Raw genomic sequence first — 21379 nt, 5'->3', positions numbered from 1 at the left:
GTCCTCCGACGACAGTGAAAGGTGCTGGGTGACTGCACCGACTCTACCGCGCGGGGGCGCAGGCTTCGCCCTGTGTCCCTGACGGGCCGGACATTTCCCCGGATACCCAGACGCCGAGGAAGGCGGGAGATCGACGGATAGTCCTGATCCGTTCCCCGCCCGCAGGCCGCGCGGTTCCCACCCCACCGCCCCGGATAGACTGGCACGCATGCCTGAGGGTCATGTCATCCATCGTCTCGCGCGGGACCTGAACGCCACGTTCCGGGGCGTCGACCTCGAGGTCAGCTCCCCGCAGGGTCGTTTCGCCTCGGAGGCCGCGCTTCTCGACGCCCACCGCATCGAACGCGCCGAAGCCGTCGGCAAGCATCTCTTCGTCTTCTTCGATGCCCCGCACCCAGAGCACGTCATCTACATCCACCTGGGTCTGATCGGGCAGCTGAAATTCGAGGACGCCGCCACCGCGGAGGGGCAGATCCGGTTGCGCATCACCGACGGCACGACCGCCGCCCATCTGCGCGGACCGCAGTGGTGCCGGCTGATCACCGAGGAGGAGTACGCCGCGACCCGGGCGAAATCCGGTGAGGACCCCATCCGCACCGACGCCGACCCGGAACTGCTGTGGCCGCGGGTCAGCCGTTCCCGCCGTAGCATCGGCTCCCAGCTCATGGACCAGAAACTCTTCGCAGGGGTGGGCAACATCTACCGCGCCGAAACCCTCTTCCGCCTGGGGATCTGCCCCTTCCTCCCCGGCAACAAACTGACGAAGGCACAGTTCGACAGCATCTGGCTGGACCTGGTGGGCCTCATGGCCGAAGGTGTGCGCACCGGCCGCATCGACACCGTCTACCCGGAGCACACCCCGGAGGCGATGGACCGCGAACCCCGCAAAGACGACCACGGTGGCGAGGTCTACGTCTACCGGCGCGCCGGGTTGCCCTGCTACCTGTGCGGCACCCCGATCAGCCACCGCGTGATGGAGGGCCGCAACCTCTTCTGGTGCGACTCCTGCCAGCCGGGTGAGTGACTAACCTGGACACCATGAGCCTGCGAAGCCACGCCTATCCGGTTGACCTCATCCGCTCCTGTGAGCAGGTGCTTCTCGACGCCCAGTCCGCCCCCGACCAGCTCATGCGCCAGGCCGCGCACGCCGTGGCGGTGGCCGCCGCCACGATGGTCGCGGTACCGGCCCCCACCATCCTGCGGGTGCAGGCCACCGGGCAGCGTATTCTGCTGCTGGTCGGGGCCGGGGGCAACGGCGGCGACGCTCTCTACGCTGGGGCGGAGTTGGCCGCCAACCACACGGTGGAGGCGGTGCTGCTCGGCCGGGAGGGCCGGGTGCATGAGCGCGCGCTCACTGCTTTCCAGACCGCCGGCGGCACCGTCCTCGACGGCCTGCCGGAGGATCTGCGTCCCTACCGTCTGGTCGTCGACGGCATCCTCGGCATCGGCGGTGCAGGTGGGCTGGGTCCGGAACTCGGGTCCTGGTTGGAGCGCGTCCGGGAGCACCATTACATCCCCGTTCTGGCCGTGGATGTGCCCTCCGGAGTGGAGGCTGACACCGGTGCGCTGCCGGAGCACCACGTCACCGCCGATGTCACCGTCACCTTCGGGGCGCTGCGCCATGCGCATGCGGTCAGCCCCGCCTGCGGTGAGGTGATCATCGCGGAGATCGGTCTGGGTGAACGCACCCTGAGCCGGGATCTGCTCCGCCACGTCATCGACAATGACGGTTCCTATCTCATGGTCATCCGTGCGGTGCCGGCCGTCCGTTATGACTGGCCGCCACCACTGCAGACGTTGTCGGCCTACAGCAACAACGAACCCCTGGAGCCCGGTGCGGCGGATGACAAATACTCCGGCGGGGTCGTCGGCCTGTGCGCGGGTTCGGTGACCTACCCTGGTGCCGCCGTACTGACCGTGCTGGGTGCGGTGCGGGCCACCAGTGCGATGGTCCGCTACGTGGGCAGCCAGAAGCTGGAGGTCGTACGCGCCGTGCCCGAGGTGGTCGTCTCCGACACTGTCGCCGACACCGGTCGCGTCCAGGCCTGGGTCGTCGGCCCCGGACGCGGGACCGACGATGCCGCCCACGATGAACTCGCTGAGCTGCTCGAGCGCCCCGAACCCCTGCTTATCGACGCCGATGCCCTCACCCTCCTCAGCCGCCACCCGGAGTTGCGCGAGAAACTTCGGAAACGTACCGGTTCCGTGCTGCTGACCCCGCACGAGGGAGAATTCCGCCGCCTCGCCGAGTCCCTGGAGGATACGGGGATCCCGGATCCCACCCTCGACCGGCTCGGTGCGGTTCGTGCCCTGTCCGATGCCCTGAACTGCGGGGTACTGCTCAAGGGGCGGTACACCGTGCTCTCCTTCCCGGGTACCCGCCTGGGAATGTGGGCGATCGACGCCGGCTCCTCCTGGGCCGCGACCCCCGGATCCGGTGATGTACTGGCCGGTGTCATCGGCGCCTGGCTCGCCAGGGCCGCCACGTGGGCGCAACATCAGGAGGTCGAGGGCTTCCCCATCGCCCTCCTCAGCGCCTGCGACGGACTGCAGGTCCATGCCATGGCCGCGTGGCTCTCCGCCCAGACCCCGGACGGCCCCGCCCCGACGTCCGCCTCCCGCATCGCCGAGGCCATCCCGCAGGCAACGGCCCGGCTGAAGCACCCGGATTTCGTGGGTCGGTAGTGCGCAGCTGCGCACTCTTTTCACCCTATGAGCTGCGGAAATAAAAACCGAAGCCGCGCCCCTGAGGAGGGCGCGGCTTCGATCTGGGGCAGGTCAGTGCAGGGACCTGCCCTGGATTCCCTTGGGGACGTTAAGCACCGCGATCAGGGAGATGACCGAGATCGCCGCGATGTAGATACCGATGGACAGGGAGGTGCCGGTGGCGTCGAGAAGCAGGGCCGCGATCATGGGGGCGAAGGCGCCGCCGATGACGGAACCGATGGCATAGCCGATGGAGACACCCGACAGTCGAACCTGCGCCGGGAACATCTCGGCGTAGAGCGCGGACTGCGGACCATAGGTGGCGCCGAGGAGCACACCCAGGATCACGACGGCGATGGCGAAGAGGAAGGCGTCGCCGGAGTCGATGAGCAGCCAGGTGGGGATGGCCCACAGGATGGAACCGACGTAACCCACCGCGAAGGTCTGCTTACGGCCGATCGTGTCTGACAGCGCGCCGAAGACCAGGGTGGAGACGATCCAGGCGATGGCACCGAGCGAGGTGATGGCCAGGACGGTGGTGCGGTCGTGCCCGACGACCTGGGTGCCGTAGGAGACGAAGTAGGCGATGGCCAGGTAGCCCGCGGCGTTGACGCCGGCGAAGATGAGGGCCGCGAGGAGGACCAGCTTCCAGTAACTCTTGAACAGCAGGGACAGGGGCGCGGAGGACTTCTTCTTCAGGTTTTCGAGCTCCGAGAAGACCGGGGACTCTTCGACGAGTCGGCGAATCCAGAAGCCGACGATGATCAGGACCAGGGAGGAGACGAAGGGGACACGCCAGCCCCAGGCGTTGAACTGTTCGGTGGTCAGTGCCGCGGAGAGCACGAGCATGAACAGGGTGGCCAGCAGCATGCCGGCGGGGACACCGACCTGCGGGAAGGCTCCGAAGAAGCCACGTCGGTTGGTGGGGGCGTGCTCGACGGCCAGGAGAGCGGCGCCGCCCCACTCACCACCGGCGGACAGGCCCTGCAGGATGCGCAGGAGCACCAGGATGATCGGTGCCGCGAGACCGATGGCCGCGTAGTTGGGCAGCAGACCCATGGCCACGGTGGCACCACCCATGCCGAGCAGGGTGATCACAAGGACCGGTTTCCGGCCGAGGCGGTCACCCAGATGACCGGCGATGACGGCACCCAGCGGACGGAAGAGGAAGGAGATACCCAGGGAGGCCCACGCCACGATCTGCGCGAGGGTCGGTGATTCGCTGGAGGCGGGGTTGAAGTACTGGGTGGCGAAGATCAGCGCCGCAGCCTGGGCGTAGATGAAGAAGTCGAACCACTCGATGGTGGTGCCGACCATGGCACCGGCCAGGACCCGGCGGTGCTCAGGCGTGATCGGTGACGGATCCGTCGAGGGTACGGCGCTGCTGGTGGCCAGGGTGTCGTTGGTCATCTCGGTGGACTTTCTGTGGGGGAAAGGTGAGGTGGAGAGAGGGAACGAAGATCAGTTGCGGAGGTCGACGATCCGCTTTGCCTTGCCTTCACCGCTGTCGACCTGGTCACGGATGTCCACGTCGACGGAGACGCCGATGCGGTCCTTGACGGCCTTGCGCAGCAGCAGCTGGGAGTGCGCGATCTCGTCGGCGGTGCGGCCCGGGGCGTGCTCGACCACGAGGGTGAGGTGGTCCATGCGGCCGCGCTTGGACAGGACGCACTGGTAGCGGGGGCGCAGGTTCTTGTCCTCGACGATGAGCTCCTCGAACTGGGAGGGGAAGCAGTTCACGCCGCGGAGGATGATCATGTCGTCGTTGCGGGCGCTGATGCGGTCGAGGCGGCGCATGGAGCGGGCGGTGCCCGGCAGCAGGCGGGTGAGGTCGTGGGTGCGGTAGCGGATGACCGGGAAGGCCTCCTTGGTCATCGGGGTGATGACCAGTTCGCCGACCTCGCCGTCCGGCACCGGCTCCAGGGTGACCGGGTCGAGGATCTCGGGGTAGAAGTGGTCCTCCCAGAGGGTCAGGCCGTCCTTGGTCTCGACGCATTCCTGCGCGACGCCGGGGCCCATGACCTCGGAGAGGCCGTAGATGTCGGTGGCGTCGAGGCCGAAGCCCTGCTCGAGGTCCTGGCGCATGCCCTCGGTCCACGGCTCGGCGCCGAAGATGCCGACGCGCATGGGTGTGTCGCGGGGGTCCATGCCCTCGGCGCGCATGCGGTCGAGGACGTTGAGCATGTAGGAGGGGGTGCCCACGATCGCGTCGGGCTGGAAGTCCCGCATGACCTGCAGCTGGCGGTCGGTCTGGCCACCGGAGGTCGGGATGACGGTCGCGCCGAGCTTCTCCACGCCGTAGTGCAGTCCCAGGCCGCCGGTGAACAGGCCGTAACCGAAGGTCACCTGGACGCGGTCGCCGGGGCGGACGCCCCCGGCATGCAGCGAGCGGGCGACCAGCGTCGCCCAGGTCTCGATGTCGTTGCGGGTGTAACCGACGACGGTGGGCTGGCCGGTGGTGCCGGAGGAGGCGTGGATGCGGGAGATCTGCTCCCTCGGCACGGCGAACATGCCGAAGGGGTAGTTCGCACGGAGGATGGACTTGTCTGTGAACGGGAAGAGGGTGAGGTCCTTGAGCTCCCGGAAGTCGTCCGGGTGCACTCCCTTCTCCTCGAAGGCCTTCTTGTAGTGCGGGACGTTGTAGTACGCGTGACGCAGGGTGTTCTTCATGCGCTCGGTCTGGAGCGCGGTGATCTCGTCACGGGAGGCGTACTCGATCCCGGTCTGCGGGCCGTTGAGAGTGGAGACGATGTCAAGCGCGGAAGCCACGGTTGCGGTCCTTTCCTACGGTCAGACCGGTGTGCGGAACCGGGACCGTGGTTGGCAGGTTTGTGAATACCATTTACTAACCGACCAATCGGTCAGGAAGTATGTGACAGAGGTTACAGGGGCGATGGTGTTGTGCGCAACACATTCCGGCGAGATTCCTGGCACAGCCCACAATCAGACCCCGGGCCCCACCCCCGGACCAGGGCCCCACCCCAGCCCACGCCCGCTATCCGGCACCCCCGGAAGCGCTACCGTCGCGAACAATTCCGTCGAAGATCATCTGCGGCGTCAGGGCCGCCAGGTCCTCCGGGGAGTACTTTCCGTCCGGCTGATACCACTCCACAATCGAGTTGATCATGCCGAAGATGAGTCGGCCCACGACCCCCGAATCAAGGTCGGTCCGCAGGGAACCCTCCGCACGGGCCCGATCGACGACATCGATGAGCGTACGGGTGATCACCCGGCGCCGGGCCATGATCCCCAGCTCCACCTCGGTATTGCCCCGCAGGCGCAGTAGCAGGCGGACGTAGGCGGGATACTCGCACAGCACCCGGGTGGTGCCGGCGATGAGCAGCCGCAGCTGCCCGACCGGTTCATCGGTCTCCGCAAGGGCGTGGTCCACCACCCCACTCAGCTCGGCGAGCGCCCTGTCGGTGGCCTCCACGAGGATCTCCTCCTTGGAGGTGATGTGGTGGTAGATCGCGGACTTGCTCAGCCCCAGACGTTCGGCGAGGACACCCATCGAGGTCGCCTCATAGCCGCGCGCATTGAACTCCTCGACGGCGATGCGGATGACATCCTCGCGGGCGTAACCGGGGCGACCCCGGTTACTCGTGGTGGTGGGGGCGGTGCCAGAAGGCATGGTCGGTCTCCTTGAATCAGGGGTACGGCACATCAGGACTAAGGCGGCCGGCGGCCACCACATCATCCCATTGTCTCAACCGTCCCCGTGACGGGGTGACTGGGATCACGTACACTGACCCCACAATACCGACCGAACGGACGGTAATTCACCCCAGAGCCCCAGGAGCCTCCCCATGACCCAGATCCTCGCCCCCGGCGTCGCCGAGAGCACCGACCACGAGCACGTCCGGACCATGTTCGAGAACGACCGCGCCTCCCAGGGCATCGGCATGACCATCACCGACATCGGCGAAGACGGCGTCCGCGGCCACTTCACCATCCGTCCGGAGATGTGCAACGGTCACGGCACCGCCCAGGGCGGCTACCTGTTCATGTTCGCCGACTCCCTGTTCGCCGGCGCCTGCAACGCCTCCGGGAGCATCGCCGTCGCCGCACAGGTGAGCATCCACTACATCGCCCCGGCCCGCGAGGGGGATGTCGTGGAGGGCCACGCCGTGGAGCGCCGGACCTGGGGACGCAACGGCATCACCGACGTCACACTCACCGTGAACGGCCAGGTCATCGCGGAATTCCGCGGCACCTCCCGGACAATCCGCTCCATCTAGAAAACGGTGGACGTGACCCGCGCCATTGACATGGATCACACTTCCCCCATATACTGACCGAACGATCGGTTATTAAATGCCGATGAACCAGTTATCGAACTTCACCCGAGCGAAGGATCACCGATGACCACAGTGACCGACCAACTCTCCCCCGCCGATGTGGCCGGGCAGGAGAACTTCGACCGCCTCATCGCCGCGGACTCCCGCATTGAGCCCACGGACTGGATGCCGGCCGCCTACCGCCGGACGCTGACCCGCCAGGTCTCCCAGCACGCCCACTCCGAGATCATCGGCATGCAGCCGGAGGCGAACTGGATCACCCGCGCCCCTTCCCTGAAGCGCAAGGCCATCCTCATGGCGAAGGTCCAGGATGAGGCGGGCCACGGTCTGTACCTCTACTCCGCCGCCGAGACCCTGGGCACCGGCCGCGATGAACTCGTCGAGCAGCTTCTCGACGGTCGCGCCAAGTACTCCTCGATCTTCAACTACCCGGCGCGCACCTGGGCGGACATCGGGGCCATCGGCTGGCTCGTCGACGGTGCCGCCATCGCCAACCAGGTGCCGCTGTGCCGCGCCTCCTACGCCCCCTACGGCCGGGCCATGGTGCGCATCTGCAAGGAGGAGTCCTTCCACCAGCGCCAGGGCTGGGAGATCCTCTACGAACTGGCCAACGGCACCCCGGCGCAGAAGCAGATGGCCCAGGAGTCGATCAACCGCTTCTACGGCCCGGCGCTGCAGATGTTCGGCCCGCCGGACGATGACTCCCCCAACTCGCAGCAGTCGATGGCCTGGAACATCAAGCGCTTCTCCAACGACGAGCTGCGCCAGCGCTTCGTCGACATGATCGTCCCCCAGGCGGAGGCGCTCGGCCTCCACTTCGAGGACCCGGACCTGAAGTGGAACGAGGAGCGCGGCCACTACGACTTCGGCGAGCTGGACTGGAGCGAGTTCAAGGCCGTGGTCAAGGGGCAGGGCCCGTGCAACACGCAGCGCATGCAGCGTCGCCGTCAGGCCTTCAACGACGGTGCCTGGGTCCGTGAGGCCGCCGCCGCCTACGCCGAGAAATACCAGTCCGCCGATTCCCGTCTCGTCGCCTGATCAACCGGCACCCACCAGAAACCAAGGAGAAACACACGATGTCCCAGCAGCAGCACTGGCCGATGTGGGAGGTCTTCGTCCGATCCTCCCGTGGCCTGTCCCATGTCCACGCCGGCTCTCTCCACGCGCCGGACGCCACCCTGGCCCTGCGCAACGCCCGCGACCTGTACACCCGCCGCAACGAGGGCACCTCCGTCTGGGTCGTTCCCAGCGAGGCCCTCACCTCCTCCGACCCGGACTCCAAGGGCGGGTTCTTCGAGTCGGCCTCCGGCAAGAACTACCGCCACGCCACCTACTACGAGAAGTCTGAAGGGGTGCCGCACCTGTGAGCAGCTTCGCCACCGTCGATTCCGCGACCCGCCAGACCCAGGGTGATTCCCTCACCGCCGAGGACATCCTCCAGTCCGATGCGAAGGCCACCGAGGACGTCGCCACCTACGCCGCCATGCTCGGCGATGACGCCCTCATGCTCGGCCAGCGCCTGAGCTGGTGGATCTCCCGCGCCCCGGAGATGGAGGAGGACATCGCCCTCGCCAACATCGCCCTCGACCTGATCGGCCACACCCGTTTCCTCTACTCCTACGCCGGTACCGCCTGGGGAAAGACCGAGGATGACCTGGCCTACTTCCGCGAGGAGGAGGAGTTCGCCTCCGCCCGCCTCATGGAGTACGAGAACGGTGACTTCGGCCAGACCATCGCCCGCCAGCTGCTGGCCTCCTACTACATGCTCGGCCTGTACACGGCCCTGCTGGATTCCACTGACAGCACGCTAGCGGCGATCGCCGCGAAGGCCGTCAAGGAGATCGAGTACCACGTCGACCACGCCAACCAGTGGACCCTGCGCCTGGGCCTGGGCACCGAGGAGTCGAGGCACCGCATGAGCGAGGGCCTGTTCTACGTGTGGCCCTACCTGGATGAGCTGTTCGAGGACCTGGATATCCACACCCGCCTCGCCGCCGAAGGTGTCGCGGTCCTGCCCTCCAGCCTGCGTGCCGAGTTCGATGAGCGCATCGCGCACGTCCTTGAGACCGCCGGCCTGGAGATCCCGGATTCCCCGCAGGCCATGTCCGGCCGGCGCACGGGTCAGTTCTCCGAGCAGCGCGGTTACATCCTCGCCGAGATGCAGTCCTTCGCCCGCAAGCATCCCGGCGCCACCTGGTAACTGTCCCGCCCCATCCGAAGGAGGTCACCTCAGTGAACACCCACCCTCTGCGCCCCGCCGACGCTGAAGCTGCGTCGGTCTGGGACACCGCGGCCACCGTCCCCGACCCGGAGATCCCCGTCATCTCCATCGCTGACCTGGGGATTCTTCGCGACGCCGCCCTCATCGACGGCACCGCGGTGGTGACGATCACCCCGACCTACTCCGGATGCCCGGCGATGGACCACATCACCCGGGAGGTGAAGGAGGCGCTGTCCGCCGCCGGTTACGCGGACTCCCGCGTCGACCTGGTGCTGCAGCCGGCGTGGACCACCGACTGGATCACCGAACTCGGCCGCGACCAGCTGCGGGAGTACGGTATCGCCCCGCCGACGCACTCCTCCACCCCGACCCGCCCGGGTCCCATCCCCCTGACTCTTGCTCCCCCACCGCCGGTGGCGTGCCCGCGCTGCGGCTCGACCCGGACCCGAAACATCGCCCAATTCGGCTCGACATCCTGCAAGGCGCTGTACTCCTGCGAGGAGTGCCTCGAGCCCTTCGACTACTTCAAGGTGCACTGATGACTGCTTCCATGACTGCCCCCACCAAGAAAAAGGCCAGGTTCAACTCCCTGCAGGTCTCCGAGGTCCGTCGTCTGACCGACAACGCCGTCGAGGTCAGCTTCGAGGTCCCCGAGGAACTGCGCGCGGACTACGACTACGTCCCGGGCCAGTACGTCGCACTGCGTGCCGACATCAACGGCCAGGAGGTGCGCCGCTCCTACTCCATCTGCGACATCCCCCGCCCCGGTGTCATCCGTGTGGCCATCAAGCGCGACCTCGGCGGTGTCTTCTCCACCTGGGCCAACGATGAGCTGAGCCCCGGCACCGTCATCGACGTGATGAACCCGCAGGGCGCATTCACCTCCCGGGTGAATGTCACCTCCCTCAATGACGCGCAGGCCCTGATCGACAAGGGCTTCGCCGAGGGTGGCGACGCCCCCCACCTGGTGGCCATCGCCGCCGGCTCCGGCATCACCCCGATCATGTCCATCGCCCAGACGCTGCTGGCCTCCCTGCCGAAGGCGACCTTCGAGATCGTCTACGCCAACAAGGGCGGCTCGGATGTGATGTTCGCCGAGGAGATCGGCGACCTCAAGGACAAGTACCCCACCCGCTTCGCCGTCCACCATGTCCTCTCCCGGGAGCAGCGCGTCAACCCGCTGTTCTCCGGACGCATCGATGACGAGAAGCTCGCCCTGCTCCTGGACAAGGTCATCCGCACCGGCGACACCGACGAGTGGTTCCTGTGCGGCCCCTTCGAGATGGTCCAGCTGGTGCGCGACGAGCTCTCCGGACGTGGCGTCGACAGCGACAACGTCCGTTTCGAACTCTTCTCCACGGGCAAACCCTCTGATGGCCCGCAGCAGGGCAACACCGGCCGCCCGGTCGTGGCGGATCCGGCGGGCAGGAACATCACCGTCTCCTTCCAGCTGGACGGCCTGTCCGGTTCCATCGAGTCCCCGCAGTCCGCGAAGGAGACCATCCTCAACGCCGCCCTGCGTGCCCGCCCGGACGTCCCCTTCGCCTGCGCCGGCGGCGTGTGCGGCACCTGCCGCGCCAAGGTCGTCGAAGGTGACTACGAGATGGATGAGAACTACGCCCTGGAGGCCGATGAGGTCGCCGCCGGTTACGTGCTCACCTGCCAGACCCGCGCCACCGGTGACTCCATCACCGTGGACTACGACGCCTGAGAGGAGCACCACCCATGATTGATCTCCACATCGGGGACAACGTCGCCGAGGTTGTGCTCAACAACCCGCGGGCCATGAACTCCCTCACTGAGGCCGACCTGCAGGAACTCTCCGACGCCTACACCGAGGCAGCGGAGCGGGGCGTGCGCGCCCTCCTGCTGCGCGGCGAGGGGCGGGGTTTCTCCGCCGGCCGCAACATCAAGGGCCTCGACCCGGCCGAGGATGACGCCACCGACTACCTGGCAAACAAGGTCACCCCGGTGCTGCGCCAGATGAGCAGCTTCCCCGCCCCCACCTTCGCCGCCGTCCACGGCGTGTGCCTGGGTGTGGGCCTGGGCCTGGCCATCGCCACCGACATCGTCTACGTCGCCGAGGACGCCACCTTCGGTTCCCCCTTCGCCAACCTGGGGGCCACCCTCGACTCCGGCGGGCACTCCCTGTTCGTCGAGCGGCTGGGCGCCCACCGGACGATGGACCTCATCGTCACCGGCGACATGATCAGCGGCGCTGAAGCGGTGCAGGCGGGACTGTTCTCCCGTGCCCTGCCCGCCGGGGAACTGCTGGACTTCAGCCGCGAGAAGGCCCGGCGCGCCGCCCTCGGGGCGACCCGTGCCTTCCTCACCAGCCGGGCCCTGGTCCAGGACATCCGCGATAACCGCCGTGGCCTGTGGGAGTCCGTCACGGAGGAGAACATCGCCCAGGGCGAGCTGTGCTCGAGCCGGGACTACGCGGAGGGCTTCGCCGCATTCAACGAGAAGCGTGTCCCTGTCTTCCAGGGCAGCTGACCCACACCCCCAACAGATTTAAGGAGCAGCCAGTGACCACTGCGTACCTGGTATCGGGCCGGCGTACCCCGGTCGGCCGTTACGGCGGCGCACTCTCATCCGTCCGACCCGATGATCTCGCCGCACTGACGATCAGGGCGGTCATCGAGGATGCCGGCATCGACCCGGAGGCCGTGGACGAGGTGATCCTCGGCAACGCCAACGGTGCGGGCGAGGAGAACCGCAACGTCGCCCGGCTGGCGTGGCTGCTGGCCGGCTACGCGGACACCGTGCCGGGTATCACCGTCAACCGCCTGTGTGCCTCGGGTATGTCCGCGATCGCCCTGGCCACCGCGATGGTCGAATCCGGCCAGGCCGATATCGTCGTGGCCGGTGGTGTTGAGTCCATGTCGCGGGCGCCGTGGGTGATGGAGAAGCCGGCCTCGGCCTTCGCCCGTCCGGGTGAGGTCTTCGACACCTCCATCGGCTGGCGTTTCGTCAACCCGGTCTTTGCCGCGCAGGAGAAGACGACGTTCTCCATGCCGGAGACCGCGGAGGAGGTCGCCCGGGTGTGCGGTGTCTCGCGTGCCGACGCCGACGCCTTCGCCGCCGAGTCCCAGCGCCGTGCCGCGGCCGCCATCGAGGCCGGCAACTTCACCCCGGAGATCGTCCCCGTGGAGATCACCGACCGGAAGGGCAACGTCACGGTCGTCGACACCGATGAGGGCCCGCGGGCGGGCACCACCACGGAGGTGCTGGCGAAGCTGCGGCCGGTTGTGGCCGGCGGCGAGGTGGTCACGGCGGGCAACTCCTCCTCGCTCAATGACGGTGCCTCGGCGATCCTCGTGGTGTCGGAGGCGGCCGTCGAGAAGTACGGGCTGAAGGCCCGGGCGAAGGTCGTCGCCAACGCCAACGCCGGCCTGGCTCCCGAGGTCATGGGCCTGGGCCCGGTTCCGGCGACGCAGAAGGTGCTGCAGCGGGCGGGCTGGAACATCGGCGGTGTTGATGCCGTCGAGCTCAACGAGGCCTTCGCCACCCAGTCGCTGGCGTGTATCCGCCAGCTGGATCTGGATCCCACGAAGGTCAATGCGTGGGGCGGGGCGATCGCCCTGGGGCATCCGCTGGGTTCCTCCGGTTCCCGCATCACCATCACCCTGCTGAACCGGCTGGAGCAGGAGGGCGGCCAGCGCGGCATCGCCACCCTGTGCATCGGTGTCGGCCAGGGTTCCGCCATCGCGATCGAGAGGGTCTGAAGCCATGTCCCCTGATTTTCAGGCACTGACCGTCACCGATGCCGGGGACCGCCTGCTGGTGGAACTGACCCGCCCGGAGGTGCGCAACGCCATCGACGACCAGATGGTGGAGGAGCTGCACGCCGTGTGCGCCCACCTCGAACGTGAGCCGAAGATCCTCATCATCACTGGCTGCGAGGCCGGCGGGAAGGGCATCTTCGCCTCGGGCGCGGACATCGCGCAGCTGCGGGAACGCCGCCGCGAGGACGCGTTGCGCGGTATCAACAACACCATCTTCCACCGCATCTCCCAGCTGCCGATGCCGGTCATCGCCGCGGTGGACGGCTACGCCCTCGGTGGTGGTCTGGAACTCGCGCTGGCCGCGGACTTCCGTATCGCCACCCCCGGCGCGAAATTCGGGCAGCCGGAGGCCAACCTCGGCATCATCGCCGCCGCCGGTGGGCTGTGGCGCATCAAGGCGCTGGTCGGGGAGGCGATCGCCAAGGAGATCCTCCTGGCCGGCCGCATCCTCAACGGCACCGAGGCCCATGACGTGCACCTGGTCACCGAGCTCGCGGAACCCGCTGAGCTTCTCGATGCCGCACATGCTTACGCCGACCGCATCGCCGCGCTTGATCCTCTGGCGGTGCGTATCAGCAAGCAGGTCATGGCGATGCCGGCGGCGGCCCACCCGGCCGTCGACAACATCGCGCAGGCCATCCTCTTCGAATCGGACGCCAAGTTCGACCGCATGCAGGCCTTCCTCGACCGCAAGAAGAACTAAGGAGCTTCCCACCATGAACATCCCCCAGAAAGTCGGTGTCCTCGGCGGTGGCCGCATGGGCGCCGGAATCGCCCACTCCTTCCTCGCCGCCGGAGCGGAGGTGACGGTTGTCGACGTCAACGACGAGGCCGTGGCCGCCGCCCGTGAGCGCATCGCCAACGACGTCGCAGGATCCCTCAAACGCGGCGCGACGGGCACGGCCGAGGAATGGCTGGCGCGTCTGACCGTCACCACCGACGCCGCCGCCTTCGCCGGCCTGCCGTTGGTGGTGGAGGCTGTGCCGGAGTCGATGGAGCTGAAGGTCTCCTCCTTCCGGAAGATCGCGGAGCACGCCCCGGCGGCCGTCATCGCGACCAACACGTCCTCCCTGTCGGTCTCTGACCTGGCCGTCACCGTGGACAATGACGTCATCGGCCTGCACTTCTTCAACCCGGTGCCGGCCTCGAAGCTGGTGGAGATCGTCGTCGCGGACTCCACCCCGGAGGCCCTCGTCGGGGAGGCCCGTGGCTGGGTGGAGGGTCTGGGCAAGACCCCGATCGTGGTCAAGGACGCCCCTGGTTTCGCTTCCTCCCGCCTCGGTGTGGTCATCGCCCTGGAGGCGATCCGCATGGTCGAGGAGGGGGTGGCCAGCCCGGAGGACATCGACAACGCCATGGTGCTGGGCTACAAATTCCCGGTTGGTCCGCTGGCACTGACCGACATCGTCGGCCTGGACGTGCGCCTGGGCATCGCCGAGTACCTCGAGTCCACCCTCGGGCAGAATTTCGCTCCCCCGCAGCTCATGCGCGACATGGTCGCGCGCGGTGAGCTGGGCCGGAAGTCCGGCAAGGGTTTCTACAGCTACGCCTGACGCTTGTCCACGATCGCGTTGGTGATCCGCGCCGTGCACAGCCTGCGGCCCTCCTCATCCGTGAGCACCACCTCGTGACTGGTCAGCGTCCGTCCGAGCCGGATGGCCGTGGCGGTGGCGGTGACCAGGCCCGATAGCCCGGAGACGTGGTGGGTGGCGTTGATGTCCACGCCGACGGCGACCTTCCCCATGGTCGAGGCGTGGATGACCGCCGCCCATGAGCCCACCGCCTCGGCGATGGCCACCATGGCTCCGCCGTGCAGGAGTCCCAGTGACTGGCGGTTCCCGTCGACCGGCATGGTCGCCACCACCCGTTCCGGGGACTGTTCGAGCACCTCAACCCCCATTTTCCGGTCCAGTTCTCCGAGTTCGATCGTCCAGGGCTCCACAGTTTCTCCTTCAGGGGGTGGCATGAAATGTGATTTTGATTATACTGGCCAGAAATACTGACCGTTCGTTCGGTCACTAATTATCTCAGGAAGGCTCCCCCACGATGCCCACTCTCACCGACACCCTCGTCCCCAGCTACCTCTCCGGCACCTGGGTCACACCCCAGAACCCCTCCCGCGTCACCGAGGTCGCCGATGCCTCCACCGGAGAGATCGTCGCCACCGTCTCCACCGACGGCCTCGACCTGGCCGGCGCCATCGACCACGCCCGCACCACCGGCCAGCGCAACCTCCGCGACCTGACCATCCACGAGCGCTCCCTCAAGCTCAAGGAGCTCGCCCTCTACCTCGGTGAGCACAAGGACGAGCTCTACGAGCTGGCCTACCGCACCGGCGCAAACCGCCGCGACAACGGCGTCGACATCGACGGCGGCATCTCCACCCTGTTCACCTTCTCCTCCAAGGGACGTCGCGAACTGCCCAACGGCCACATCATCGTCGACGGCCCCACCGAGGTCCTCTCCCGGGACAACAGCTTCCTGGGCACCCACATCTACACCACCCTGCCGGGCGTGGCGGTGCAGATCAACGCCTTCAACTTCCCCGTCTGGGGCATGCTGGAGAAGTTCGCCCCCTCCTTCATCGCGGGTATGCCCACCCTGGTGAAGCCGGCGACCCCCACCGGCTACGTCACCGCCGCCTGCGTGCGCCTCATGGTCGAGTCCGGCATCCTCCCGGAGGGCTCCATCCAGCTGATCTCCGGTTCCGCCCGGGACCTGCTCGACCACCTCGACCACCGTGACCACGTCGCCTTCACCGGTTCCGCCGCCACCGCCGCCACCCTGCGTTCCCACGAGAACGTCCAGGTCAACGGCGTGCGTTTCACCGCGGAGGCTGATTCCCTCAACGCCGCGATCCTCGGCGAGGACGTCACCGTCGACTCCCCCGAGTTCGAGGCCTACATCAAGGCCCTGTTCGTGGAGATGACCTCCAAGGCCGGACAGAAGTGCACCGCCATCCGCCGCGCCATCGTCCCCACCCCGCTCATCGACACCGTCGCCACCGCCCTGACCGAGCGCCTCAACGCGAAGATCGTCCCCGGTGACCCGCGCGACCCGGACGCCACCATGGGCCCCCTGGTCTCCCAGGAACAGCGTGATGACGTCGCCGCGGCCGTCGAGAAGCTCATCGCCGCCGGTGGACAGCTGGTCACCGGCGGCCCGGACCAGCTGGACGGCGCCTTCTTCGCCCCCACCATCCTCACCTTCGCCGACGCCGACACCGACGCCGTCCACGACGTCGAGGCATTCGGTCCGGTCGTGTCCATCATCGGCTACACCGACACCGCCGACGCCCTCCGCCTCGCCGAGCGGGGCAGGGGCTCCCTGGTCGCCTCCGTGATCACCCACTCCCCCGAGCTCGCCGCCACCTACGCCCACAACATCGGTGCGTTCCACGGCCGCCTGCACTTCCTCGACCGCGACGACGCGAAGACCTCCACCGGCCACGGCTCCCCGCTCCCCCACCTCGTCCACGGCGGCCCGGGACGCGCCGGCGGCGGCGAGGAGCTCGGCGGCATCCGCGGCGTCAAACACTACATGCAGCGCACCGCCATCCAGGGCAGCCCGGAGCACCTCACCGCCATCACCGGCGAATGGGTCCGTGGCGCGAAGGTCAACAAGGTCACCCGCGCGGACGTCGACGCCGGCACCGCCACCCACCCCTTCCGAAAGGACCTGGCCACCCTGCGCATCGGCGATCAGTTCGCCTCCGAGCTGCGCCACGTCTCCCTCGAGGAGATCCTCGCCTTCGCGGAGGAAACCGGCGACACCTTCTACGCCCACGTCGACGAGGAGGCCGCCACCGCCAACCCCTTCTTCCCGCGTCGCGTCGCCCACGGTTACCTGCTGGTCTCCTGGGCCGCCGGACTGTTCGTCGAGCCCGCCCCGGGCCCGGTCCTGGCCAACTACGGCCTGGAGAACCTGCGCTTCATCACCCCGGTCACCTACGACGACTCCGTGCGCATCGAGTTGACCGCCAAGCGCATCACCCCGCGCGTCACCGACGACTACGGCGAGGTCTGCTGGGACGCCGCCCTGTTCAACCAGAACGACGAGCTCGTCGCCTCCTATGACGTGCTCACCCTCGTGGAGAAGGTGGACACCACCTACGCCAACTGGAACAAGTAGTCCGTCCTGACAACGCGCCGGGAAGAGCAGCTGCTGCTCTTCCCGGCGCGTTGTCTTTCTGCCGATTGCCAGATCAGCTATCCCATTAATCTCATATTCTTCCGGACATGGGCACAACTGTGACAGTCTCCAGGGGCGCCGCCACCGGGACCACTCCGCCCCTGCACAATAAACCGATAATCACATAACGCATCAACTATAATTGGGACCACAATACCGGCACCCCAGGAGCGTCCTATGGTCCCCATTCGAACCGCCATCGTCATCAGCGCCGCCCTACTCCTGAGCGGTTGCGCCGCCAGCACAGACTCCGCCTCCCCGACGAGCACCGACCCCGCGGTCCTCAGCGTCGTACCCGCGGCGAACACCACGACGACCGTCATCGCCGGCAGCTGCGAGGAGTCGGCCTTCCTCGATGTCTTCGACGCACCCGTGGTGCTCTTCTGCGACGGCGCCTGGGCCGAGGCCGGCCAACAGCAGACCGATGCGATCCTGCTCTTCCAGTTCCGGGACGGTGGATGGCAGATACGCCAGGCCGACGGAAACAGCTGGCCCTCCAACTACCCCTGCCACAACGAGGCGGCCCTGCGTGCCGATGGTGCGCCTGAGGCGCTCATCGGGCAGACCCTGCTCTGCGATTCACCGGCCCTGTAACCACACCCTCCGCCATCAGGAAGGGCCAGCTCAGCCCGTTCCTGGTCAGCACCTGCGGGCGCAGTTCGTCGGTCAGGATGAGGGATTTATCGCCGTAGCCGAGGAGGATCTCGTCGAAGGCGGGCAGCTCGAAGGTCGCCGCCAGAACCTCCTGCAGCTCCTGCGCAGTGAGGTCCCCCTGCCACTGCCCCATCCAGTACTCCTCGCCGTCGACAGTCAGCGGCACGACATCCCGGGCCAGCGCCACCGCCTTCTTCGCCTGCGTGACGGTCAGGCCCGCCCACCAGACGAGATCCTTCACGGAGGCCGGACCGTGGGAGTGCAGGTAGCGGGTACCCAGTTCCGCCAGGGCCTCCTCCCCGACCAGTTCACGCTGGGGCACCGGGAGGTTGTCCACGTGCACGAAGGTCTCCACCGCCCCGATCCTGGGCCCCTGCACCACATCGCCCTCACCGCCGAAGGCGCGCAGCAGGTGCGGGCCCCGGTTGTCCCCCGGATCAATCCCGGCCGCCGCAAAAACCTCGTAGGCCTGCGGCCGCGGCAGCGGATCCTGCGCTCCCCGGGCCAGGAGTTCAGCATGGAAGGCTTGGCGGGCGACCGCCACATCCTCTTCGGTCAACCCCAGCCCGGGCCGCCTGCCCGCCTGGGCGCGCGCCACCCGGGGGTTGCACAGGCGCATGAGCCAACGCGCGTCCTCCGCGGCCAGAAAGTGCAGCGTCCCCCGCTGTGGCCAGGCTCGCACGACCTCGAGGCGGTCGACGGCGGCGAGAACGGCGACGTCGTCACCCGGGCCGCGCAGCGCCAGCGCACGGATCCCGGCCGGATATGTCTGCCCCTGCAGCGCCAGCATCCAGCGGGCAGCCTCGACCGCGCTTCTCGACGCCCCCACCAGCCCCTGGGCGATGATCCTCCGGGCACGCAGCTCTGACAGTGTGGTCATGGCCCCCAGTATGACTGATCGCCGCCGGCTTCCCCCGCCGCCAGCCGACCGGACGAGTAGATTGAGTGATGTACATCACCGCCAATCCAGGGAGTCCACCGTGATCCTCCACCACCCCCGGCCGCTGACCGTCCTGCTCACCCTCGGAGCCGCCCTGTTCCTCGGCGCCTGCGCCGCTGACGGCGACTCGGCTGCGGGAACGGTGACCGAGACAATGACAGTGACGCCCGGGATCACAACACCGACGACGACCACCGCCACCCCCGCCACGGACACGAACTCCCCCACCCTGGTCACCACCACAACCCAGGTGACCCCGCCGACCATGCCAGACCGGTTCGGCGGCTGTGAGCCGGCTTTCTTCCTCGATGAATTCACCAGCCCCGTGGTGCTGTTCTGCGACGGCGCCTGGGCGCGGGCAGGGCAGGCCCAGACCGACCATGTCCTGGTCTTCCGCTACCGGGACGGGCGGTGGCTGAGCCATCCGCATGACGGTCGTGATGTGTTCACGCAGTACCCCTGCTACGACGAGGAAAAACTCCGGGCCACGGGGGCACCGGAGGAACTCATCAGCCAGGTGTCCCTCTGCGAACCGGAGGATGAGCAGGGGTAGGTCTACTCCCCGTCGTGGGAGCCCTGACCCTCCACATTGGTGACGGTGGTCAGCAGAAAGACGGAGTTCTTGATCGCGGAAACGGAGTGGCGCTGGTGGGTCAGCGTCACCAGCTGCCCCTCGCCGATGGTCTCCTCCGCCTGCCCCTTCACGGTCACCTGTCCGCTGAAGAGGAAGATCGAGGCCGCCGGCGGGGAATTATGTTCCTGCAGCATCGTGCCCTCCCGCATGGCGATGACGGTCTGGCGCAGCGGTCCGTCATTGACCAGCATCTTCGCTGCGCGCCCGTGTTCCGAGGCGCAGGCCTCCTCGAGCAGCTGACGGGCCTTATCATCGACGATGGACATGGTGTCCTCCCTTGTTCGTTCGTGGCTGACCCCAGGCTACCCGGAACTGCAGTGACACGCGTCACTTGCGGGGCGTCGATAAGCGGGGGCTCAGACCTCGGCCAAGGCACCCTCGCGGGCGGCCGCGGCCTGTTCCCGCCCGAAGCGGCTGGCGGTGGACAACTGATTGCGGAAGAGTGTGACCGCGAGCCACAGGGTGGCGGCGGCGATGGCGGCCGGGACGAGCAGCAGCCCGTAGTAGGTGGCGGAGAACTTCTCGACGAGCCCGTTCTGGATCAGGCCGACATTGATGAAGAACATCGACAGGACAGCCAGGCCGACGCCCGGGCAGACCAGGGTGAAGGCGACGGGGGAGGTGACCTCACGGCCCAGGACGAACTTGCGGAAGAAGCCGTTGGCGCGCATGACGACGAAGCCGAGACCCAGGAAGGCGACCTGGGTGAGGATGATGAAGGACAGGAACAGCATCAGGCCGACCGAGGAGCCGGGGTGGTCCTGCGGGCCGGCGGGGCCGGCGTCGATGAGCGTCTGCATGCCGTGGCGGTCACGCAGGACGGTGATGGCCCAGAGGGTGAGGACCGGGACCGCGAGCCACAGGGTGGCGGAGTTCGGCAGGGCCAGTCCGTAGCGCATGATGCTCAGGATGCCGGCGACGAGGAAGATGCCGAAGAGAATAAGCGAGATGATGCCGAAGAGGATGGAACCCCAGACACCGGTGAGGACAACCAGGCTGTCGGTGCCCATGGCCGCGGGGGCGGCGAAGCCGACGGCGACCATGGAGAAGGCGAAGGCCGCGATGAGCTGGTTGAGGCCACCGTTGGCCTCGAAGCTGAAGCCGCCAGCGATGATACGGCGCAGGTAGTTGGTCATGATGACCAGGGCGACGAGGCCGACGGTGCCGTAGGCCAGCAGCGCGAAGGGCATGAGGGACTGGATGATGCCCCACAGCCCCGGAATCAGCGCCAGGGAGGCGACGAAGGCACCGTTGATGGTCATGCCCAGCGTCAGCGGGATGGCCATGAGGGTGACCTCGGCGTTGGTGGACTTCAGGGTCCGGTAGGCATCGGCCCGGCGGAAGAGGCCGAATTCCCGGAAGTTCCACGCCAGCAGGGTGAGGTGCATGATCAGGGCGGCGATCATGCCGACGTAGCCGATGACGATGACTGCCCGCATGAATCCGTCACCATCCGCGTAGGCCGCGGTGATGGATTCAAAGGTCGGCATGGGGGTCTCCGGATGCGGGGTGATGTGCATGAAGGCCATGAAGAAGAAGACGGACATGCCGCCGAAGCCGAGGGCGGCGAGGAAATAGAGGGGCGAGTACTTCTCGCCGAGGTTGCGGATCACGTGAGCACCTTTCAGAGGTCTTGCATACCCTGGGGGGTATATGCGAAACACAGGCTAGCAAGTTCGCCCGGAGTGTTTGTGCCAACATACCCCCGGGGGCAATTTTGCGGTCGCCGGAGAAGCGGGCCGCACATGCGCAGCTGCGCACGCAATTTCGGCCTGAACTGCAGATATGATTCCAAGAAGTTCATGTCGGGGGCGCATGTTATGTTGAGCATGATCGAACTCCAATTCGAGAACTCGGGAACATCATGCTGACAATTATCAAGGACATGACCGACAAGAAACTGGCTCTTCCGGTTTTGGAGTGCGTGGCGGGGTGAAGAAGACCACG

Annotated in this window: 22 protein-coding genes; 15 read left to right on the top strand and 7 right to left on the bottom strand. The window is 67.3% G+C overall.

What is annotated here, in order from left to right:
• Window positions 1–208: 208 nt before the first annotated feature.
• Together EAH68_RS13235 and EAH68_RS13230 are read left to right on the top strand one after the other, a co-directional pair.
• A complete protein-coding gene (locus EAH68_RS13235) occupies window positions 209–1024 on the top strand; it encodes an Fpg/Nei family DNA glycosylase (RefSeq protein WP_126121818.1) in 816 nt (271 codons plus the stop codon).
• A gap of 14 nt (window positions 1025–1038) precedes the next feature.
• Window positions 1039–2685, top strand: coding sequence for a bifunctional ADP-dependent NAD(P)H-hydrate dehydratase/NAD(P)H-hydrate epimerase (locus tag EAH68_RS13230; RefSeq protein ID WP_126121817.1), 1647 nt, complete (start codon window positions 1039–1041; stop codon window positions 2683–2685).
• 93 nt (window positions 2686–2778) lie between these two features.
• Here the strand turns inward: EAH68_RS13230 and EAH68_RS13225 are convergent, their stop codons facing one another.
• From EAH68_RS13225 to EAH68_RS13215, 3 genes are all read right to left on the bottom strand, one after another.
• Window positions 2779–4116, bottom strand: a complete 1338-nt coding sequence (locus EAH68_RS13225) for an MFS transporter (RefSeq protein WP_126121816.1) — start codon at window positions 4114–4116, stop codon at window positions 2779–2781.
• 51 nt (window positions 4117–4167) lie between these two features.
• On the bottom strand, window positions 4168–5475 hold the full coding sequence (locus tag EAH68_RS13220; protein ID WP_126121815.1) for an AMP-binding protein: 1308 nt from the start codon (window positions 5473–5475) through the stop codon (window positions 4168–4170).
• Window positions 5476–5701: 226 nt separating this feature from the next.
• A complete protein-coding gene (locus EAH68_RS13215; protein ID WP_126121814.1) occupies window positions 5702–6337 on the bottom strand; it encodes a TetR/AcrR family transcriptional regulator in 636 nt (211 codons plus the stop codon).
• Between the two features lie 175 nt (window positions 6338–6512).
• On the opposite strand from EAH68_RS13215, the gene paaI reads away from it, so the two are divergent.
• The 10 genes from paaI (at window position 6513) to EAH68_RS13165 (ending at window position 14566) form a co-directional block, all read left to right on the top strand.
• Window positions 6513–6944 carry a hydroxyphenylacetyl-CoA thioesterase PaaI gene (gene paaI / locus EAH68_RS13210; protein ID WP_126121813.1) on the top strand — a complete coding sequence of 144 codons (432 nt, stop codon included), beginning with the start codon at window positions 6513–6515 and terminating at the stop codon, window positions 6942–6944.
• 123 nt (window positions 6945–7067) lie between these two features.
• Complete coding sequence (gene paaA, locus EAH68_RS13205) at window positions 7068–8042, top strand: 1,2-phenylacetyl-CoA epoxidase subunit PaaA (RefSeq protein WP_126121812.1); 975 nt, start codon at window positions 7068–7070, stop codon at window positions 8040–8042.
• A gap of 38 nt (window positions 8043–8080) precedes the next feature.
• Window positions 8081–8371 carry a 1,2-phenylacetyl-CoA epoxidase subunit PaaB gene (paaB, locus tag EAH68_RS13200; RefSeq protein ID WP_126121811.1) on the top strand — a complete coding sequence of 97 codons (291 nt, stop codon included), beginning with the start codon at window positions 8081–8083 and terminating at the stop codon, window positions 8369–8371.
• A complete protein-coding gene (gene paaC / locus EAH68_RS13195; RefSeq protein WP_126121810.1) occupies window positions 8368–9204 on the top strand; it encodes a 1,2-phenylacetyl-CoA epoxidase subunit PaaC in 837 nt (278 codons plus the stop codon). Before paaB ends, paaC begins: the two co-directional genes overlap by 4 nt.
• Window positions 9205–9236: 32 nt before the next feature.
• Window positions 9237–9764: a 1,2-phenylacetyl-CoA epoxidase subunit PaaD gene (paaD, locus tag EAH68_RS13190; RefSeq protein ID WP_126121809.1), complete on the top strand. Its 528-nt coding sequence runs from the start codon at window positions 9237–9239 to the stop codon at window positions 9762–9764.
• An 11-nt stretch (window positions 9765–9775) separates the two neighbouring features.
• The gene (gene paaE / locus EAH68_RS13185; RefSeq protein ID WP_126121843.1) at window positions 9776–10936 is read left to right on the top strand and encodes a 1,2-phenylacetyl-CoA epoxidase subunit PaaE; all 1161 of its coding nucleotides are present in this window, start codon (window positions 9776–9778) and stop codon (window positions 10934–10936) included.
• Between the two features lie 14 nt (window positions 10937–10950).
• A complete protein-coding gene (locus EAH68_RS13180) occupies window positions 10951–11721 on the top strand; it encodes an enoyl-CoA hydratase/isomerase family protein (protein WP_126121808.1) in 771 nt (256 codons plus the stop codon).
• Between the two features lie 32 nt (window positions 11722–11753).
• Window positions 11754–12953 (top strand): thiolase family protein, encoded by a 1200-nt coding sequence (locus EAH68_RS13175; RefSeq protein ID WP_126121807.1) that lies wholly within the window; start codon window positions 11754–11756, stop codon window positions 12951–12953.
• A gap of 4 nt (window positions 12954–12957) precedes the next feature.
• On the top strand, window positions 12958–13716 hold the full coding sequence (locus EAH68_RS13170; protein WP_126121806.1) for an enoyl-CoA hydratase/isomerase family protein: 759 nt from the start codon (window positions 12958–12960) through the stop codon (window positions 13714–13716).
• Window positions 13717–13729: 13 nt separating this feature from the next.
• Window positions 13730–14566, top strand: a complete 837-nt coding sequence (locus EAH68_RS13165; protein WP_126121805.1) for a 3-hydroxyacyl-CoA dehydrogenase family protein — start codon at window positions 13730–13732, stop codon at window positions 14564–14566.
• Here EAH68_RS13165 and EAH68_RS13160 read toward each other — a convergent pair.
• Window positions 14557–14979 (bottom strand): PaaI family thioesterase, encoded by a 423-nt coding sequence (locus EAH68_RS13160; protein WP_126121804.1) that lies wholly within the window; start codon window positions 14977–14979, stop codon window positions 14557–14559. The two genes, EAH68_RS13165 and EAH68_RS13160, sit on opposite strands and share 10 nt — an antisense overlap.
• Before the next feature lie 80 nt (window positions 14980–15059).
• Between EAH68_RS13160 and paaZ the strand changes: the two genes are divergently transcribed.
• Both paaZ and EAH68_RS13150 read left to right on the top strand, forming a co-directional pair.
• A complete protein-coding gene (gene paaZ, locus EAH68_RS13155; protein WP_126121803.1) occupies window positions 15060–17144 on the top strand; it encodes a phenylacetic acid degradation bifunctional protein PaaZ in 2085 nt (694 codons plus the stop codon).
• A 237-nt stretch (window positions 17145–17381) separates the two neighbouring features.
• Window positions 17382–17798 (top strand): hypothetical protein, encoded by a 417-nt coding sequence (locus tag EAH68_RS13150; protein ID WP_126121802.1) that lies wholly within the window; start codon window positions 17382–17384, stop codon window positions 17796–17798.
• On the opposite strand, the gene EAH68_RS13145 is transcribed toward EAH68_RS13150, so the two are convergent.
• Complete coding sequence (locus EAH68_RS13145) at window positions 17758–18738, bottom strand: winged helix DNA-binding domain-containing protein (protein ID WP_126121801.1); 981 nt, start codon at window positions 18736–18738, stop codon at window positions 17758–17760. The genes EAH68_RS13150 and EAH68_RS13145 overlap by 41 nt on opposite strands.
• 100 nt (window positions 18739–18838) lie before the next feature.
• On the opposite strand from EAH68_RS13145, the gene EAH68_RS13140 reads away from it, so the two are divergent.
• A complete protein-coding gene (locus tag EAH68_RS13140) occupies window positions 18839–19351 on the top strand; it encodes a hypothetical protein (RefSeq protein ID WP_126121800.1) in 513 nt (170 codons plus the stop codon).
• 2 nt (window positions 19352–19353) lie between these two features.
• Here EAH68_RS13140 and EAH68_RS13135 read toward each other — a convergent pair whose 3' ends face one another.
• Together EAH68_RS13135 and EAH68_RS13130 are read right to left on the bottom strand one after the other, a co-directional pair.
• Entirely contained in the window at window positions 19354–19698 is a 345-nt protein-coding gene (locus EAH68_RS13135) for a cupin domain-containing protein (protein ID WP_126121799.1), read from the bottom strand.
• Between the two features lie 90 nt (window positions 19699–19788).
• On the bottom strand, window positions 19789–21045 hold the full coding sequence (locus EAH68_RS13130; protein ID WP_126121798.1) for a TsoY family (seleno)protein: 1257 nt from the start codon (window positions 21043–21045) through the stop codon (window positions 19789–19791).
• Window positions 21046–21379 lie beyond the last annotated feature (334 nt).

This window comes from Corynebacterium hylobatis, from assembly GCF_003955685.1.
GTDB classification, from domain to species: Bacteria; Actinomycetota; Actinomycetes; order Mycobacteriales; family Mycobacteriaceae; genus Corynebacterium; species Corynebacterium hylobatis.
This window is presented reverse-complemented; position numbering and strand designations above follow the sequence as displayed.